The 16,064-nt window shown below is 41.5% G+C and carries 14 protein-coding genes; 5 read left to right on the top strand and 9 right to left on the bottom strand.

The genetic code is table 11. The features are described 5' to 3' along the window. Positions 1-9 precede the first annotated feature (9 nt). A complete protein-coding gene (locus tag IPO83_04550) occupies positions 10-1,284 on the top strand; it encodes a T9SS type A sorting domain-containing protein (GenBank protein MBK9730551.1) in 1,275 nt (424 codons plus the stop codon). A gap of 89 nt (positions 1,285-1,373) precedes the next feature. Here the strand turns inward: IPO83_04550 and IPO83_04545 are convergent, their stop codons facing one another. The 6 genes from IPO83_04545 to IPO83_04520 all read right to left on the bottom strand — a co-directional run bounded on the left by IPO83_04545 (position 1,374) and on the right by IPO83_04520 (position 8,010). Beyond that, entirely contained in the window at positions 1,374-2,114 is a 741-nt protein-coding gene (locus IPO83_04545; GenBank protein ID MBK9730550.1) for an acyl-CoA desaturase, read from the bottom strand. A gap of 148 nt (positions 2,115-2,262) precedes the next feature. Continuing rightward, the gene (gene hutH / locus IPO83_04540) at positions 2,263-3,768 is read right to left on the bottom strand and encodes a histidine ammonia-lyase (GenBank protein MBK9730549.1); all 1,506 of its coding nucleotides are present in this window, start codon (positions 3,766-3,768) and stop codon (positions 2,263-2,265) included. A gap of 126 nt (positions 3,769-3,894) precedes the next feature. After that, the gene (locus IPO83_04535; protein ID MBK9730548.1) at positions 3,895-5,268 is read right to left on the bottom strand and encodes a histidine--tRNA ligase; all 1,374 of its coding nucleotides are present in this window, start codon (positions 5,266-5,268) and stop codon (positions 3,895-3,897) included. Positions 5,269-5,301: 33 nt separating this feature from the next. After that, on the bottom strand, positions 5,302-5,817 hold the full coding sequence (locus tag IPO83_04530) for a DUF4199 domain-containing protein (GenBank protein ID MBK9730547.1): 516 nt from the start codon (positions 5,815-5,817) through the stop codon (positions 5,302-5,304). 980 nt (positions 5,818-6,797) lie between these two features. Beyond that, entirely contained in the window at positions 6,798-7,304 is a 507-nt protein-coding gene (locus IPO83_04525) for a DUF4252 domain-containing protein (protein ID MBK9730546.1), read from the bottom strand. Positions 7,305-7,485: 181 nt separating this feature from the next. Then, complete coding sequence (locus tag IPO83_04520) at positions 7,486-8,010, bottom strand: DUF4252 domain-containing protein (GenBank protein ID MBK9730545.1); 525 nt, start codon at positions 8,008-8,010, stop codon at positions 7,486-7,488. Between the two features lie 187 nt (positions 8,011-8,197). Between IPO83_04520 and IPO83_04515 the strand changes: the two genes are divergently transcribed. After that, the gene (locus IPO83_04515) at positions 8,198-10,372 is read left to right on the top strand and encodes a S46 family peptidase (protein MBK9730544.1); all 2,175 of its coding nucleotides are present in this window, start codon (positions 8,198-8,200) and stop codon (positions 10,370-10,372) included. Between the two features lie 566 nt (positions 10,373-10,938). On the opposite strand, the gene IPO83_04510 is transcribed toward IPO83_04515, so the two are convergent. Together IPO83_04510 and IPO83_04505 are read right to left on the bottom strand one after the other, a co-directional pair. Continuing rightward, complete coding sequence (locus IPO83_04510; protein MBK9730543.1) at positions 10,939-11,520, bottom strand: hypothetical protein; 582 nt, start codon at positions 11,518-11,520, stop codon at positions 10,939-10,941. Between the two features lie 150 nt (positions 11,521-11,670). Beyond that, positions 11,671-12,144, bottom strand: a complete 474-nt coding sequence (locus IPO83_04505) for a low molecular weight phosphotyrosine protein phosphatase (GenBank protein ID MBK9730542.1) — start codon at positions 12,142-12,144, stop codon at positions 11,671-11,673. Between the two features lie 136 nt (positions 12,145-12,280). Between IPO83_04505 and mnmE the strand changes: the two genes are divergently transcribed. From mnmE to IPO83_04490, 3 genes are all read left to right on the top strand, one after another. Then, positions 12,281-13,648: a tRNA uridine-5-carboxymethylaminomethyl(34) synthesis GTPase MnmE gene (mnmE, locus tag IPO83_04500; protein ID MBK9730541.1), complete on the top strand. Its 1,368-nt coding sequence runs from the start codon at positions 12,281-12,283 to the stop codon at positions 13,646-13,648. 276 nt (positions 13,649-13,924) lie between these two features. Continuing rightward, positions 13,925-14,383: a mobile mystery protein A gene (locus tag IPO83_04495; GenBank protein MBK9730540.1), complete on the top strand. Its 459-nt coding sequence runs from the start codon at positions 13,925-13,927 to the stop codon at positions 14,381-14,383. Beyond that, complete coding sequence (locus tag IPO83_04490) at positions 14,374-14,970, top strand: mobile mystery protein B (protein MBK9730539.1); 597 nt, start codon at positions 14,374-14,376, stop codon at positions 14,968-14,970. The genes IPO83_04495 and IPO83_04490 overlap by 10 nt, the downstream gene beginning before the upstream one ends. Positions 14,971-15,662: 692 nt before the next feature. Here the strand turns inward: IPO83_04490 and IPO83_04485 are convergent. Beyond that, positions 15,663-16,037: a hypothetical protein gene (locus IPO83_04485; GenBank protein ID MBK9730538.1), complete on the bottom strand. Its 375-nt coding sequence runs from the start codon at positions 16,035-16,037 to the stop codon at positions 15,663-15,665. Between the last annotated feature and the right edge of the window lie 27 nt (positions 16,038-16,064).

The raw sequence follows: 16,064 nt of genomic DNA, 5'->3' as shown, positions 1-16,064 counted from the left end.
TATTGGCATATGTGGCAAAAATACATCCTCACTATCTCAGTTTTATTTAGTATCAACAATGTACAGGGACAACAATTGTATTTGGATCTTTATCAAACGATCGGGGAAGATACCTCCATTCAATGTATGGATGCAACTGATGCATACTCTATTTGGGGAACTGAATTGTGGGTTGGTACAGACAAAGGTTTGTTTAACATCAGCAACTCCGGCAAGGTGCTTTTTGATTCATTTAACTCACCATTGCCTGATAATGATATTACTGCGGTAGATGAAAGCAATGATGTTTGGGTAGGTACGAACCATGGGATTTGCCGAATCGACATGCCAAGTGTTTCCTGGAATTGTTACAATACATCCAATTCATCCCTGACTTCTGATTCTATTACTTCAATATTAGCAATAGGTTACGACTCCGTTTGGATTGGTACAAGAAATGGACTGGTTTTGTACACCAGTCTGAATGATACTTTTGAATCATTTACCGCACTCAACTCACTGTTACCAGGAAATAATATACAATGCCTGGAACGGTATTACTTTAATCCTGACCAAAATTATCAAAAGCCTCTGTATGTGGGGACCGATTCCGGTATGGTAATTATCAATGGTAACAACTGGAAAGTTTACACCACCATTAACTCACCACTTACCAGTAATGATATCAGATCACTGGCAATCGATGATTTTCATTTTCCCGATCTCTCTCTTTGGATCGGTTCCTATGGCGGTGGAATTATTCATTTGGATGATACAGCCTGGACTTCTTATTGTACAAATAATCAATTGATAAAGACAGACAGTCTGGATTTTACTGCATTTATCTGGTTTGGAGAAATAACGGGATCGAAAAGTGATTCGCTTTATCTAAGAGCTGAAGGTTATGAAGATGAATTTCAAACCTTTCAATCCGATATCTCAAATCCCTTAACAGCAGTTTCCATCAATAGAGGAAATGGTTCATGGCTTTGGGTTGCAACAGCAAATGAGATATATCGTGGTGACTTTACCGGAAGTATTAATTCTATTTCTTCAGCAATTCCAAAATGGAAGGCATCAATTGAAGGCAATAAACTAATTCTTTCCGAAATCCCGGTTTCGACTGAAAAATTGATTTTGAAAATTTATGATTTGACTGGGAAATGTTATTTCCAACAGCAATTCGTCAACTATTCGCACTCTTCCAATATGTTTGATATTCCCGAACTTTCCACATCTACATATATTGTTCAGTTGCAGCAATCAAACAAGATCGAAACGGTAAAAGTGATAAAAGCAAAGTAAGGTCTTATAAAAAAACTCAGCGCCTCAGGACTATCATGTTTTGGGATAAAACGTGAGAGTACTGAGGCGCTGAGCCGTAAAAAAATCTCTTATGCGTTTACCGCCAACGGTTTCAGCCGGATGATGTGCATCCAATGAAACATTTTGATGAACGGATACACCGGATCAATTTCATACCACTTAATACCGAAGTTCGCGCGGCCCGGATGACTGTGATGATTGTTGTGATAGCTTTCTCCCAGCATCAGGAAATCTACAGGAAGCAGGTTTTTGCTGGTATCACTCATTTTAAATCTCACAGTTCCAATCGTGTGCGCAAACCAATTGATGACTGCGCCATGAAATGGGCCCATCAAAAAGTGAATCGGCAGCAACAGGAACATCCACCAATGTGTAGCAAACATCATGTAAAAAATAACATAGAAGGCGCCCCAGGCTATGCGGCTGTACCAGCTATCTGCAAACTTTTCAAAAGCAGGCCAGTAAGGAAGGTCTTTTTTAAATTTCTCTTCCACAGGATAAGTATCATGTAAAATTTCCATGTAGATGATCTTCGTACGCCACATCATCGCCCAAATATTCTTATCATATTTAGGTGAATGCGGATCTTTTTCCGTGTCAGCATAAGCATGGTGTAAACGGTGAAGAATTCCGTATGAATAAGGACTCAGGTAAGAAGAGCCTTGGGTAAGCCATGAAAGAAAAATAAACACCTTTTCCATTGGTTTCGACATCGTGAACATCTGGTGTGCAGAATAGCGATGGTGAAAAAAAGTCTGGAAGAAAAGGGAGAAGTACCAGTGACATGCAAAGAAAATGAGAATGACCATTGTTGTTGTTAATTATTTTTTATTGTTAAGTATTTAATGGCCGGTTCCTGTTGAGTGCAGGATATGCCGGAAATTTGAATAAAATCTGGCTGAAGTTTCTGTTGAAAAACAGCGCAAACTTACGATAAAACGGTGACTTAAACAAGAATCAATAATCATTCCTTTGCCACTGGTAGGAAGCTAAAAAGTCCCTGCTCTTTTTTATGTCGTCGCTCAGTATTCTGTCTGCCTGGTTAAAAGAAACTATTTCGCGGTAAGCATTAAAAAAAGACTCTATCCTTTCACTGCTCTTCACCGGATGCCTGAATTCAAGCGCCTGCGCTGCATTCAACAATTCTATTGCCAGAATGTTTTCAAGATTTTTCAGTACCCTGAAACATTTCGTAGCACCATTTGCTCCCATGCTCACGTGATCTTCCTGTCCGTTTGATGACATGATCGAATCCACTGAAGACGGAGAGCAGAGCTGTTTATTTTCGCTCACCAATGCGGCCGCTGTATATTGCGGAATCATCATTCCTGAATTCACTCCGGGAGTTGCAATCAAATACGGTGGTAAATTTCTCTGGCCGCTAACAAGTAAATAAGTTCTTCGTTCACTTATACTTCCTAATTCCGCAAGTGCAATTGCTAAAAAATCTAACGCAAGCGCAAGTGGTTGTCCGTGAAAATTACCACCGCTCACAATCGTATCAGCGTCCGGAAACACATTCGGATTATCAGTCACTGAATTGACTTCAATAGTAAAAACTGATTCGCAATAGCCAATAGCATCTTTTGACGCTCCATGTACTTGTGGAATGCAACGGAAGGAATAAGGATCCTGGATATCTGTTTTTTCTTCTTTTACAATTTCACTGCCGTCCAAAATTTTTAAAACATTTGCAGCCGTTTCTTTTTGTCCGGGATGTGGCCTTACATGATGTATCAATTCATTGAACGGATCAAGCCGGCAATGAAATGCATCCAGCGACATGCAGGCAATCAAATCAGCTTGCCTGCTCAATTTTTTTGATTGCAATAAAATCCATGTTGCATAAGCGCTCATGAATTGTGTTCCGTTCAGCAACGCCAATCCTTCTTTAGATTGAAGTTCGATGGGCTTCCAGTTGAATGCTTTCAGTATTTCCGAAGCAGGTATTTTTTGGTTTTGAAAATTCACCTCTCCCTTTCCTAAAAGTGGCAGACTTAAATGTGCCAAAGGAGCAAGATCGCCTGATGCGCCGAGCGATCCTTTCTGAAAAATGACAGGAAGAATATCATGATTGTAAAAATCAATGAGTCGCCAAACAGTGCTGATATCAACAGCAGAATTACCATACGACAGTGATTGAATCTTCAGCAGCAACATAAGTTTCACAATTTGCTGCGGCACTTCCTCTCCCACTCCGCACGCATGACTCATCACAAGGTTTTCCTGCAATTCTTCAATCTGATGGTTGGAAATACGGATGTTTCTCAATGAACCAAAACCTGTGTTAATACCATAAAACGGGTGATCAGAATTTTTTAATTTTTGATCCAGGTAATTGCGACAGACAATAATTTTTTGCTGCGCGCTTTCTGAAAGCGCCAGTTTATAGTTGCCTGCGATAATCTCATTTATCTTTTCAAGTGAGAGATGATCAGCACTAATTTGATGGGTTGGAGACATCGGGAATTGAGAATTGATAATTGAGAATTAGGAATTACGAATCAGGAATTAGGAATTAAACGGCTTCGCCGCAACAATTTAACAATTTAACAATTTGACAATTTAGCAATTTGACAATTTGACAATTTAAACTGATTTCAATTTCAGAATAACGCCATTGATCGTCAAAGATTCCTGTTCGCCACTAGTCATGTTTTTGAAAGTAAGCAGACCTGTTTGCGTTTCATTCTCACCGATCAGCACTACGAAAGGAATATTTTTATCATCCGCGTACTTCATTTGCTTTTTTATTTTTTCTATCGAAGGATAAATCTCCGCAGCAATTCCTTCGTCCCGCAATTGCTGCACCAATGGCATTGCGTATTTCAAAGATTCGTCATCAAAATGAACGAATAAAACTTTTGTTCCCTGTTGCATGCTTTCAGGGAAAAGGTTCAATTCTTCCATCACATCAAAAATCCTGTCGGCTCCAAAGGAAATGCCGACACCTGAAACACCTTTCAAACCAAACACACCCGTCAGATCATCATAACGTCCGCCGCCGCCGATGCTGCCCATTTTAATATTATTCGGTTTTACTTCGAGAATTGCGCCGGTATAATAATTCAATCCGCGGGCAAGTGTGAAATCAACTTCCACATCTGCTTTGGTAGTGCCCGTTAATTCCAGGTATTCATAAATTTTTTCTAATTCTGTTATTCCTTTTGTGCCTGTTTCCGAATTCTTCAGCAAATCTTTCGCAGCATTTAATTTTGCAGCAGCATTTCCATGGATGCTGAAGAATTTTTCAATCAGTTGAATCTGGCTTTCACTCAATCCTTTGTTGGTGAGTTCTTGCCGTACTCCCTGCAAACCGACTTTGTCGAGTTTATCTATCGCGATGGTGATTTCAATGAATTTATCAGCAGCACCGATAGATTCCGCCATGCCTTCGAGCACTTTGCGATTGTTGAGTTTGATGGTAACATTGATTCCCAATTTATCAAACACTTCATCATACATGCGGATCAGTTCCATTTCATTGATAAGTGAATTACTGCCAACCACATCGGCATCGCACTGGTAAAATTCGCGGTAGCGGCCACGTTGCGGACGATCGGCACGAAAGACCGGTTGAATCTGGTAGCGTTTGAAAGGAAAGGTGATTTCGTTTTGGTGCATTACAACGTAACGTGCAAAGGGAACTGTGAGATCGTAACGAAGGCCTTTTTCAGAAAAATTTGAAATTTGAAATTTGAAATTTGAAATAGTTTCCGCGCCATTTTCCGTTTTTATTTTTTGAAATGGATCACCGGAGTTGATGATTCTAAACAACAACCGGTCTCCTTCCTCTCCGTATTTTCCTTCCAGCGTAGAAAGATTTTCCATCGTCGGTGTTTCAATCGGCTGATAGCCATATTTTTCAAACACACTTCTAATCGTGTTGAAAATATATTGCCTCCGAAAGACTTCTTTCGGTGATAAATCCCGTGTGCCGCCTGGTATGGATGGTTTACTCATTGTAGTACTGAACTTTTAAAATCAATCATTCCACTAATTTCTAAGCTCCGGTTTTTTCTGATTCCGTTGCATGATAAATGACATTACCAATGTGATCAGCAAGCCCGTCATCATCGTAGATCCTATGCCATAGGTAAACTGTCCGAACGGTGAATACATCGCTTTTACGCCAGCAATTCCTTTATCAATTTGCTCCTGTGAAGCTTTTTCTGTTTTGTAATAATCAGTGGCAGTAGTAATCATTTGATTCAGATAATCCGTGTTAACATATTTTACATACACGAAGAGGTACGCTCCCACCATCAATCCAACCACAAAACTCACCACCATGCCTGCAGTGGTCGCGTCCTTAAAAGTGATCAGGCCGCCTTTTTCGCGATCGCGTTTTTGCAGAATAGTTATGTAAATAGCCGCAGCGAGGATGAATAAGCTGAGATAAGGAGCGTAAATTCCCATCACCGTACTTTCCCAATGTAAAAAATAGCCAAGCGACATCCATCCTAATGTGATGAAGCCTGCTATCATTCCGTATTGCAATTCGCGCGTCATGTGGTAAAAATGAAGGGCGAAGGTAGTGAGGAGAAAGTAAAGGTGGGTGAATTCTATATTTAGAATCTAAAGACCTTCGGAATGGGATTTTTAATAACTGCCTTCTCCCCTGCTGTCATTCAGTAGGAACCTCCTTACTATTTGCTAACACTTTTCATTTATCTCAGGAGTTTCTCCTGAATGATTTAAATGTAGGAAACAAACTAATGATTCGTATAAGAACTGCTTTCTCCCCCGCCGTCATTCAGGAGGAACCTCCTTACTATTAACCGACACTTTTCATTTATCTCAGAAGTTACTCCTGAATGATTTAAACGTAGGAAACAAACTAATGATTCGTATGAGAACTGCTTTCTCCCCCGCCGTCATTCAGGAGGAACCTCCTTACTATTAACGGACACTTTTCATTTATCTCAGAAGTTTCTCCTGAATGATTAAAATGTAGGAAACAAACTAATGATTCGTATGAGAACTGCTTTCTCCCCCGCCGTCATTCAGGAGGAACCTCCTTACTATTAACGGACTCTTTCCTTTTATGTAAGAAGGTTCCTCCTGAATGACTTACATTGATGAAACAGTGTTGCGAAACATTTTCTTTTTAAAATAAAAATGACCAAACCCTTAGTAGTTATCAGTCGTAGCGCAGCGGGATTTTCAATTGAAAAATACAGATAAAAAAATGCTTTGCTAAGGGAACTGCTTCTCCCCTGCTGTCATTCAGTAGGAACCTCCTGACTATTAACGGATACATTTCTTTTATGTAAGAAGGTTCCTCCTGAATGACTTACATTGATGAAACAGTATTGCGAAACATTTTCTTTTTAAAATAAAAATGACTAACCCTTAGCAGTTATCACTCGTAGCGTACCGGGATTTTTCAATTGAAATATCCCAAAAAAACAAAAGCGCAGCTTGATGAAGTCTGCGCCTTTGTTGCACTTACTTATTGAAATAAACCAAACTAAATACTGATCTTATTTTCAAATTTGCTGCTTAGTAATTCCATCCTTCTCCATCCACTGCTTCAGTTCATTCATGCCGATGTTGCAACGCAACCGGAGAAACACAAATGAAGATGCTCCATCATCAACCAATACAACCACCTGGCGGATTTTATCTTTTTTATTTTGCCGCAATTGCACGGAAACATTTTCTTCTTCCGTATTCACAGACACCAGCTCTTCAAAATTCTGGTGACTGATTTTTTTCATTTTCTTATCGTATTTGTGCGAAGCATTATAGTCAACATAAGCGCATCCTTCACGAACTACAATGCTGGTGCTCCGCATTTTTTGAAGTGCAGTTTTCAGTTCGGGTTCTTTTTCCCGGGGCACAAACCATGATCCCATCTGCAGGAGGAAACCGGGAATATAGAGCGACAGCTTAGTGGATTCATTATCGCTTGCCGATTCATTGTTTTGTTGGGGATCAGCAGCAAACATCACAAAAGGGAAGCAACACAGGAGAAAGGAAAAGACGATTTTCATTTTGAAGCAATTTGAAAGTGCAGGTTTAGAAAACTTATTTTTTTGAAAGGGAAAAAGCGGCAGGCAGCTCATTGAACCAAACCATGAGAAAAGCCAGCCTGCACGCTTCTTCGGGGAAGGGGATCTTCCGCTTCTATTGAGTCAGCTCATTATTATCATGGATGAATGAGCTGACGTCCGTTTATTTTTTATCCTCGTTATCGATGTCTTTCAGATGATCGAGACCTTTGATGTCCGTATCATTCGCCAGTGAACTCAATTTTTTAATATCCATCTTACCGGCAATGTTCACATAGATGAATTCACCATCATCTTTACCAACAATCAGCAAGTCGCTCACAATACCTTCGCCGGCTGATTTTGCAAGAATCCTGATGTCAGTACCTTCTTCTACCACACTCAGCAATTCTTCGTATCCGGAAAACCCTGTCGCTTTGGCTTCAGTGTACAGTTTATCTGTCAGGTCAGTGGTTTTACCTTCTTCAGGTTCATACACTAAAACATTGATGCCGGTAATGTCTTTCACTACCGAGAGGTCAGCATCTTCCACATCCACGGATGCGATGAGGTCAAACATTTTCGGGGAAATTTTCACGGTAGTAAATCCTGTGTGACCGGCATATTTGTCAAAGAAACCGGGCAATGAATTTTGGGCGAAAAGGGAAAGCGGTAAAACCGCCAATGCAAGAAGAAATACTTTTTTCATGGTTGGAAAATTTTGGAGTTATTGATTTTTGTTGTTTCAGCAGTTTGGCGGTGAGGTGTGTCGAAAAGTTACAGGGCGAACAAAAATAATTTGCATTTTTAGCCACATGGAAATGTCAGCCGCCGGTTTTGCTGTGGCATGCTTTCCGGTTTCACAGGTTTCTTTCTGAGCAATTGACTTTAACAGTATGAGATTAAGGTTATCCGTTTTACTTTTTTTCCTGGTTTGTTTCAGTAGCAATTCCGTGCTCGCCGAACCACCTGTGGAAGGAATGTGGTTGCCAATGTTGCTTGATCAGCTTACGCTGAGTGATATGCAGGCAAACGGAATGAAATTTTCAGCAGATGAAATATACAGCGAGAATCATGCTTCCATGAAAGATGCGGTTTGCTTATTCGCAAACAATTGCACAGGAACGGTGATTTCAGATGAAGGATTGCTGCTCACCAATCATCATTGCGCCGGTGGAAGGATCAACTCACTCCGGACCGATTCACAGGATTATCTCACCAATGGTTTTTGGGCCATGAACCATGCGGAAGAAAAGCCTTGTGCCGGATTAACCGTTACGTTCATTATCAGCATGGAAGATATTACATCAAAGATTCTTTCCGTGCTGAATAATCAAATGGAAGAATGGCAGAGGAATTTGAAAATCGACAGCATGTCGGTGGTTGTTGCAAGAGAAAAAATAAGTGGGACTCATTACGGTGCACAAGTGAAACCATTTTACAGCGGCAATCAATTCATTTTGTTTGTTACTGAAACTTTCAGGGATGTGCGGCTCGTTGGAACGCCGCCACTTTCCATCGGTAATTTTGGGGGCGAAACAGATGACTGGAGCTGGCCAAGACAAACCGGTGATTTCGCAGTGTTCCGGATCTATGCAGACAAAAACAATGCGCCCGCTGATTACTCAGTTGATAACGCGCCATTCAAACCCAGGTATTCATTTCCTGTTTCACTCAGCGGTGTGAAAGAAGGTGATTTCACCATGGTGCTTGGTTTTCCCGGTAGGTCAAATGAATATGCAAGTTCATATGCAATCGAATTCACACAAAATGTGTTCAATGAAAACCGGAATAATGTAAATGAAAAAATAATGGAAGTGTGGTCAGATGAGATGGAAAGCAATGACACCTTTCGTAAACAATATTTACCGAAATATAATGGTGTGGCCTCCGCGTTGAAAAAATCATCCGGAGAAGTTTACGGGCTGAAGAAAGCGGACGTTATAACATGGAAAGAACGTTATGAGCAGGATTTTTCGAATCGTCTTGCAACCAATGTGTCCTGGAATAAAAAATACAATACACTACTGCCGGATTTAAAAGCATCCTACGATTCATTAGGAAAATTGCAGCCTTACATCACTTATAATGATGCGCTGTTGAATACAGAGCTACTGACTTTTGCTTCCACATTTGAAAAACTTGAAACGGCAGCACAAAGCAAAGATGCAACGGAAGCATCCATACAAACTGCAGTTGACGACGAAAGAAATAGTGCGATCAAATTTTTCAAAGGATATGCACGTGAAGCTGATCTTGATTTATTTGCAGCGATGACTACGCTGTATGGAAATGAAATTGGTTTTGAAAAAGCACCATTAGCATTGCAGGAAGCTATGGCAACATTTCCCGGTGACGGACAAGCATTCGCGCAAAAATTATTTGAAGCTTCTTTCCTGGATGATGAAAAGAAGGTGATGTCCTTTCTTGAAAAATTCAAAAAGGGAAGCTTGAAGAAACTTGCTAAGGATCCTGTTTATCAGTTGGTGCAAGGTATCAATGCATACAATGAACGTTTCATTGATCTGCCATTTGAAGGGCTTCGTAACAACATCTCCATCCTTAACCGGAAATACATGGCTGCTCAACTGGAAGTGATGAATGATCATCGATTTTATCCGGATGCTAATCTTTCTTTCCGTATTGCGTATGGTAAAGTAGAAAGTTACCAGCCGCGCAATGGCGTTACTTACAACTATTTTACAACGCTTGATGGCGTTATTGAAAAAAGCGAAACTGCCAACAGAGAATATAAAATTCCTGACCGCTTACATTTACTTTACCACACCAAAGATTTCGGGAACTATGCAGACAGTTCTGGAAAGTTGCGCACCTGTTTCATCGCTTCCAATCATACATCCGGTGGTAACAGCGGCAGTCCTGTTGTGAATGCAAGCGGAAATTTAACAGGTCTTAATTTTGATCGTGTCTGGGAAGGCACGATGAGTGATCTTTATTTTGATCCTGAGCAATGCAGGAACATCTCACTGGATATCAGGTACGCATTGTTCATCATCGACAAATATGCAGGGGCAGGTTATTTGCTGCAGGAGTTAAATATCATACACTAAGAATGTTCGGCTTTGCCAGAAGCGCACCCTGAGCAGCCGAAGGACGCCGAAGGACGCAAAAAAAAGAACCAATCCCCTTCCGAAATTCGGGCACTTCGGCTGCGCTCAGTGACCGAATTTTTTTGACTTCGATCGGTGACCGATTTTGTCGACTTCGTTCAGCAGCCGGGATTTTTTTGCTCCCTGAGCGTAGCCGAAGGGCGCAAAAAAATACACGATCAATCAACTTCCAAAATTCGGGCACTTCGGCTGCGCTCAGTGACCGAATTTTTTTGACTTCGATCGGATCGGTGACCGATTTTGTCGACTTCGTTCAGCAGCCGGGATTTTTTTGCTCCCTGAGCGTAGCCGAAGGGCGCAAAAAAATACGATCAATCACCCGCACTGCTGCGCCAGTGACCGAATTTTTGCTCCCGCACCCTGAGCGTAGCCAAAGGGTAAGCGATGTCGAGTCACCCTGAGCGAAGTCGAAGGGTGACACAGAGCTGCCACTGAAAAAATTAAATTAACAATTCAAAATAGCATCTGTAATATTTTGTAGAAATGGCAATAGGTGAGTTTCAATATCATCTCACCACATTCATCCTGCTTCCATTTACTTTTTCATCAATCATCATGATCAACTGATTGCAGATCAGGAAAAGATAATTAGCTTCTTCATCTTCAAAATCCTCATCAAAATTTTCATCGCTAACGTCACCAAAAAAAACAGCGAGCAGGTAAGTGATCAGGAATGGTTGCCGCATTTTTTCAAACTGTTTCTTTATCGTTTCAGGGTCTCCGTCTTCTGTGAGCTCCAGCATTTTTTGCATTTCAATCATGGAAGCATCCGATTGCTCTTCAATCTCCTGCTCAGTGATCAACGGAATTTTTCCCGCCTCCAGCTCAAATGCCTTCCAGATCAGCATGGCATAAAAACTCAGCTCTTCCGTTAATGGATTGTCCGTTAATTCATCTGAAGTATCTTCTATTTCATCATCTTCCTCAATCGTATCATCCTCTTCCAGCACCGACATGGTTTGCAGGTAAATCAAAAGATAAGGTTGCTCAACGGCAAACCGGATACTGATTTCAGCTGCTTCTTTTTCTTCAATGGCATCAAAATATGCTTCTGCTGCATCAATACTTTTTTCACTGACTATGATCATGTTCGTTTGGTTTCAGGATTTGATGCAAGTAATGCAATAATTGTTCGAAAAAAAAATGAGATTTCAACCTGGTCAATGGGCATTGGTTTATTGGTTATTGCGCATTCGGCATTGGGCATTACAGCAGTCTTATGTTAGCCGGTGGTTGCATCAATCGGGTTCTTTAATAGCGACATGTTTTTGCAACACTGCTTTGCATCCATTTTGGATTAATTGAAACACAGGCTCAAAGCCTTCTTCCTTTCCATAATAAGGATCAGGAACGGATTGGTGTTCTCCGGGAAATGCTTCATCGAGCAGCAGCATGAGTTTTTTATTATTGAAGGCATCTTTATGGTCGCGCCGGATTTCCAACAACACTTCATCGGCCATTGCATACAGGACGTCGAAATTTTCGAAATCATTTTTGGTTAGTTTTCTTGCACGCTGAGCTGAGATGTCAATTCCATGTTTTTTGCAGGTATTGATGGCTCTCTGATCCGGCATTTTCCCAATGTGGTACGACTCCGTTGCAGCACTGTCGATGTACCAGTCAAGCTGATGCTGTTGCACCAGTTGTTTCATAATTCCTTCTGCCATTGGTGAGCGGCAGATGTTGCCAAGACAAACAAAAAGTATCTTCATGCCATTAAATGTTGCGCCGGCAAATATCCATCATTCTAAAACAAACCCTCTATATTTGAATGGATAGCGCTTCATTGGCGGTACATTAAATCATTTAACAGAAAAAATCCTGCCTTTCAATTCAGGCATACAATACATGTTTGTTGAAGATACCATTGTTGCTCTTTCCACACCGCCCGGCGTAGGTGCCATTGCAGTCATTCGCCTGTCGGGAAAAGATGGTATCACCATTTGTGATACCATCTTCAAAGGAAAAGTGCTGAATGATCAGCCAACACATACACTTCACTTCGGTCATATTATGGAGGCTGATGAAATTATTGATGAAGTAGTGGTTGGAATTTTCAAAGCACCTCATTCCTACACAAAAGAAAATGTAGTAGAAATATCGTGTCATGGTGCACCCTATATTCAACAACGAATCATTCAATTACTTATCAGGAAAGGCGCACGTCCTGCCAAAGCGGGAGAATTTACACTGCGCGCTTTCTTAAACGGGCGACTCGATCTTTCGCAGGCAGAAGCCGTAGCTGATCTGATTGCATCAGATTCTGAAAGTTCGCGCAAGGCAGCTATCAACCAGATGCGTGGTGGATTTTCTACCGAGATAAAACGGTTGCGTGATGAACTGATTCACTTTGCTTCGCTGATTGAACTGGAGCTCGATTTTGCGGAAGAAGATGTGGTGTTCGCCAACAGGCAACAATTAAAAACATTGTTGCTGCGATTGAAGGAAGCCATTGACCGCTTGCATGCTTCCTTTCAGTTAGGCAACGTAATCCGGAACGGCGTTACCACAGTGATTGCCGGCAGACCGAATGCAGGCAAATCAACTTTATTAAATGCCTTGCTGAATGAAGAGCGTGCTATCGTGTCGGAAATTCCGGGCACAACGCGTGATACCATTGAGGAGGTGATTAACATTCATGGCATTTTATTCCGATTGATTGATACAGCCGGCATCCGTGATGCTACAGATGTACTGGAGAAAATAGGTGTGGAAAGAACCATGGAAAAAATACGGCAGTCTGCTATGTTGCTGTATGTATTTGATGTGAAAGACATGAACCGCGAGGATCTGCTGTATGACTTGTCGAGGCTGCCTGTTGCGGAAATTCCGGTATTGGTGGTGGGCAATAAAATGGATGGTGAAGCATCCCGCAACCTGCCGGAAGAATTTCATGACGTGCCCAACATTTTATTTATCTCCGCAGCAAAACACCAGCACCTTGAAGATTTAAAACAGCAACTTGCAGAACAGGTATTGAACAATGAACAACTGAATGACCGGACAATTGTGACGAATGTTCGCCATTATGAAGCACTCAGTAATACAAGCAATGCCTTAAAGGATGTGTTGTATGCATTAGAGGCAGGCACTTCACAGGAACTTTTCGTTGCTGACATCCGGCGTGCATTAAATCACCTCGGAGAGATCACCGGGGAGATTACGAATGATGATATTTTGGCGAGTATTTTTTCGAAGTTTTGTATTGGAAAGTAACTCACCCCATTCCTCCATCTTCCATTTTGAATAAAATGAGCAACAACTTCGTAATGCCATGTCGCAGCGAAGCGGGGTTTTTTCTATTGAAAAATCCGGGTTATATGGCTCATCATTTTAACTTGTTTTCAGTCTTCTCTATGTTTCAGTTAGTAGTCAGGCAATACCCTTACTTTGAACTCAATAAAGTCATATCATAGACTTACTTTACTATTGCATTTGTCATGTTATAGCCGTACATTTGCCTTCATTAAGTCATAGCATAATATTACTAACATGAGCAAGATGTCATTACAGATACAACAGTTGAACGGCAAAATGCTGGCTTTTGCCAGTTTGCAAAAGGTAGCTCCGCCTCCTACAGGCTGGATAAAAGCCATTCGCAATGCCATTGGTATGAGCATGTTGCAGTTGGGCAACCGCCTTTCCATTACCAAACAAAGTGTGCAGGATATGGAAAATAGGGAAAAGGACGGCTCCATAAGCATTAAGGCATTGAGGGAAGCAGCAAGGGCATTGGACATGCAGTTGGTGTACGGCTTTGTGCCCAACGATGGCAGTTTAGAGGCATTGATAGAACGGAAGGCCAAAGAACTGGCTACACAAATAGTTATGCGTACCAACAACAGCATGAAACTGGAAGACCAGGAAAACAGCAAACAACGCATTGAAAAAGCGATACAGGAAAGGGCATTCGCCATTAAAACCGAAATGCTCAAAACTTTATGGGATTAGATTTAGATTACATAGATGGGCAAACACCGCTGGATGAGGACGAGAAAGATGGCCTGCTCATTCCAACCATTGCCACCCGTGGCGAGTTGGATGAGTTTGAACAACAGAATATCGAACAGGCGGTGCAATGGACATTAGGGCGTTCCTTTAAGCCAGAGGTGATTTTTACCGAAGACTTTATACGCACAGTACATAAGCGGATGTATGCTGATGTATGGGCATGGGCAGGTGAGTTCCGGAAAACCAACAAGAATATTGGGGTTGACAAATGGCAAATACCAACCGACCTTAAATACCTGCTCGATGATGCTAAGTATTGGCACGAAAAACACACCTACCCACCTGATGAAATTGCTGTAAGGTTCAAGCACCGCATTGTAAGTATTCATTGCTTTCCAAACGGTAACGGGCGGCATAGTCGGTTAATGGCCGATATTATCATCGAAAAGATATACAAGCAGCCTGTTTTTAGTTGGGGCGCTGCCAATCTTTCCAGCGAAGGCGATACCCGAACAGCCTACCTCCAAGCCGTTAAAACTGCCGATAAAGGCGATTACAGTTTGCTGCTGGCTTTTGCAAGGTCATAAGGTACAGCAACAATTCATTTCAAATACATTTAAAAGCTTCCTTCGGGAGGCTTTTTTGTTGCCACAGTCTTTGCAACCATTACACCCGTTGGTCCGGATATGATACTACGCTGGTCGGGATTTTTAATCCAATCCGGTTGAGTATTTGGATTTTCAATCCAATCATATGATCCATTATTCCAGGAATTTAATGTTCATCAATCTTTTGCCACCTATATGATATCCAACGGAACTCAATCCTGGATTAAAAATCCCTCAACTCAGTAGACACGGATTACAAATCCGTGTCTAATGGGGGCATCAACATTATATTTTTAAAAAGGGTAGAGGGGGCCCCCCCCCCCCCCCCCCCCCCTTCCCTTTTGGGGGGGGGGGGGGGGGGGAGGGGGGGGGGAAAAAAAAAACCCCCCCTAAGGTTTTTTTTTCCCCCCCCCCCCCCCCCCCGGGGGTGTTTTTTTTTTTTCCCGCGGGGGGGGGCGGGAAAAATTCGGGGGCGCGGGGGGTGGGGAGGGGGCCCCCCCCCCCCCCCCCCCCCGGCAGGTTTTTTCCTTTTTGGTTTTTTTTTTTTTTTTTCCTTCCCCCGTTTTTTCCCCGTGGATACGTCTTCTTACACGATTATAGTTTTGGGACGGACTGCTTTGAATACAATATTTGTATAAATAAAATCACTTTCACAAATCCGCATTATTTGCTCAATCATAAATGAATCGCTGGGCGGCATAAACAAACGAAATTTCCTTAGTTTGTTGGTTGTAGTTAATTCCAATATACAAGTCAGCGTCTAACGAAAAATTTTCAGTCACCGTGGTTCCGTTATTTACAATCACTTTTATTTTATGATTCCCTTTATTTTTGGAAGTGATGATCTGTCCGTCTCCATAACAAACTCCAAGCACCTCAAAGGTTTGAAGTTCTTTATCAATCAGTTTTTTTCCATCAATAAATATTTTCACCTCGTCATGGTTGAAAGATGATTGTACATCTACGCCAACGAGAAAATCATTGGAATCTTTCCGACAGGAGTTGAGTATCACAATTGTGAGAAGAAAAAAAGCAATATTTTTCATAATGATGATTTTATCCTGAATATTTTA

The organism is Chitinophagaceae bacterium (genome assembly GCA_016717285.1).
Classification (GTDB): domain Bacteria; phylum Bacteroidota; class Bacteroidia; order Chitinophagales; family UBA10324; genus JACCZZ01.
The sequence above is the reverse complement of the archived record's forward strand: the minus strand, read 5'-3'. Positions and strand labels throughout refer to the sequence as shown.